Source organism: Synechococcus sp. W60.3, assembly GCF_047502615.1.
In the GTDB taxonomy this organism is placed as follows: Bacteria; Cyanobacteriota; Cyanobacteriia; order Thermostichales; family Thermostichaceae; genus Thermostichus.
In genome coordinates this window covers 4,932-6,770 of the sequence record NZ_JANSHJ010000002.1, presented here as the reverse complement: position 1 = coordinate 6,770, position 1,839 = coordinate 4,932, and the positions used below count along the sequence as shown (strand labels likewise).

The following is a 1,839-nucleotide window of genomic DNA, read 5'->3' as shown; positions in this document are numbered from 1 at the left end:
AACCAGAAAGCCGCCGCAATGAGGTGATCAACTTTGTCAAGCAGGGCCTGCGGGATTTTTCCATTTCTCGCCCCAGCGTCTCCTGGGGGATCCCCTTCCCGGCAGATCCCGGCCAAACCCTTTATGTTTGGTTTGATGCCCTCATCAACTACATCAGTGCTGCTTTGGATCCTGACGACGAGCCCACCTTGGCAAATGCCCTACGCCGCTACTGGCCTGCGGATGTCCACCTGGTGGGCAAGGACATCGTCCGCTTTCATGCCATCTACTGGCCGGCCATGCTCATGTCGGCCGGTCTGCCTCTGCCCAAACAAATCTTTGGCCACGGCTTTCTCACCAAAGATGGCCTCAAGATGAGCAAAAGCTTGGGGAACACGGTGGATCCCTTTGAGCTGGTGCGCCAGTACGGCGCCGATGCCGTGCGCTACTACTTCCTGACGGAAATCGAGCTGGGCAAGGATGGCGATTTTAGCGAGGGCCGCTTCGTTGACGTGCTCAACGCCGATCTGGCCAACGACCTGGGCAACTTGCTCAACCGCACCCTCAACATGCTCAAGAAATATCAACCGGACTACCGCATTCCCGCCGTCGGGATCCCTGCAGATCACCCCCTCAAAACCCTGGCCGAGCGCCTTGCCCCGGCAGTGGCCGACGCCTACGAGCGGCTGGATCCCAGCTCTGCTGCCCGCAAAGCCCTCAGCTTGGCCCAGGCCAGCAACAAATACCTAGATGAGCAGGCCCCTTGGACGCTGCACAAACAAGGGCAGGGGGAACGGGTGGCCCAGATCCTCTATGCCGTTCTGGAAAGCGTGCGCTGGGTGGCAGTGCTGCTCTCGCCCCTCATTCCCGCTCTCAGCCTCAAGATCCTGCAGCAACTGGGGTTCTCCCTCGCCGACACCCTGCAACTGCGCTGGGATCCCGATGCGACTTGGGGCCAGCTTCCCCCCGGGCAAGAGCCCCAGCCTCCTACGCCTGTCTTTCAGAAGATCCTGAGGAACGCCTAGGGATTGGCGATGTCCGGTCGGGAAGATTGGGCAGCGGCTTGGGATCCCTCTGGTGTGGCTCCGCCGGCAAAAGGGCGGTCACCTCCCAGGGGAAGTGTTGATGAAGCAGCGGAGAAAGAACGGTTGGATGGGTCGGATGGGCGCAGCCGCGGGTTGTGAATCGCGCCAGTGGTGGGGGGCACTTCGCCGGACAGCGTCTGCCAGGCTGCCCGTACCCCTGCCCAAAAGCTGCGGATATTGACTTGGGCGCCCTGGGCTTGGGTGCGTGCTCCTTCGATGGAGCGGTTGACCTGCTTCACCACTTGCCCAGCCCCTTTCACCCCTTCGTCGAGGCTGTCGGCAATCTCGCTCACTTCCAGGCTGGTCAGGCGCAGGGCCTCCAGCGTGGGCGGCAATTCCCGCAGCAGCGTGTCGAAAAAGCGCTCCACGCTCTGGGCAGCTCGACCCAGTTGAATGACGGCAGGTAGTAGGGTCAGGATCACTGCCAAAATGCCCACTGCTACCAGGCCTACCGAGAGGCCGAGCCAAAAGACCGGGTCGTTCATCCCGCCGCCTCCTCCCCATCCCGAGCTTCTAGGTCAGCTTCTTCCCCGCCAAAGGGACGCGAGTTCTGGGCTTGGAGCAGCTCCCTTCGCTTCTGCAACATGGCTTCTTTGCCCACCGCCACTGCCTGCTGCAGCCGCAGCAGAGCCTCATCCAAACTGCGTTGGGCAGCGTCGAACAACTTTTCCGATTGATATTGCAGACTGCTGGTCACATCTTCTGCCACCTCTGGCAGGGCCTCTGCCGATTTTTTCAGCAGTCGCCGCGTCTCCCGTCCGCTGCGGGGAGCCAA

Annotated in this window: 3 protein-coding genes; 1 reads left to right on the top strand and 2 read right to left on the bottom strand. The window is 61.5% G+C overall.

The annotated features are described in order from the left end of the window. On the top strand, window positions 1-1,004 hold a 1,004-nt coding region (locus tag NW846_RS00855), incomplete at its 5' end, for a methionine--tRNA ligase (RefSeq protein ID WP_414515121.1). On the opposite strand, the gene NW846_RS00850 is transcribed toward NW846_RS00855, so the two are convergent. Together NW846_RS00850 and NW846_RS00845 are read right to left on the bottom strand one after the other, a co-directional pair. Further along, a complete protein-coding gene (locus NW846_RS00850; RefSeq protein WP_011433807.1) occupies window positions 1,001-1,549 on the bottom strand; it encodes a hypothetical protein in 549 nt (182 codons plus the stop codon). The two genes, NW846_RS00855 and NW846_RS00850, sit on opposite strands and share 4 nt — an antisense overlap. Next, window positions 1,546-1,839, bottom strand: a 294-nt coding sequence (locus NW846_RS00845) for a YtxH domain-containing protein (protein ID WP_414515119.1), incomplete at its 5' end; no start/stop codon positions are given. The genes NW846_RS00845 and NW846_RS00850, both read right to left, overlap by 4 nt.

Excerpts from the sequence above, each read along its gene's own strand:
- NW846_RS00850 (WP_011433807.1), bottom strand. The coding sequence starts at position 1,549 with ATGAACGACCCGGTCTTTTGGCTCGGCCTCTCGGTAGGCCTGGTAGCA.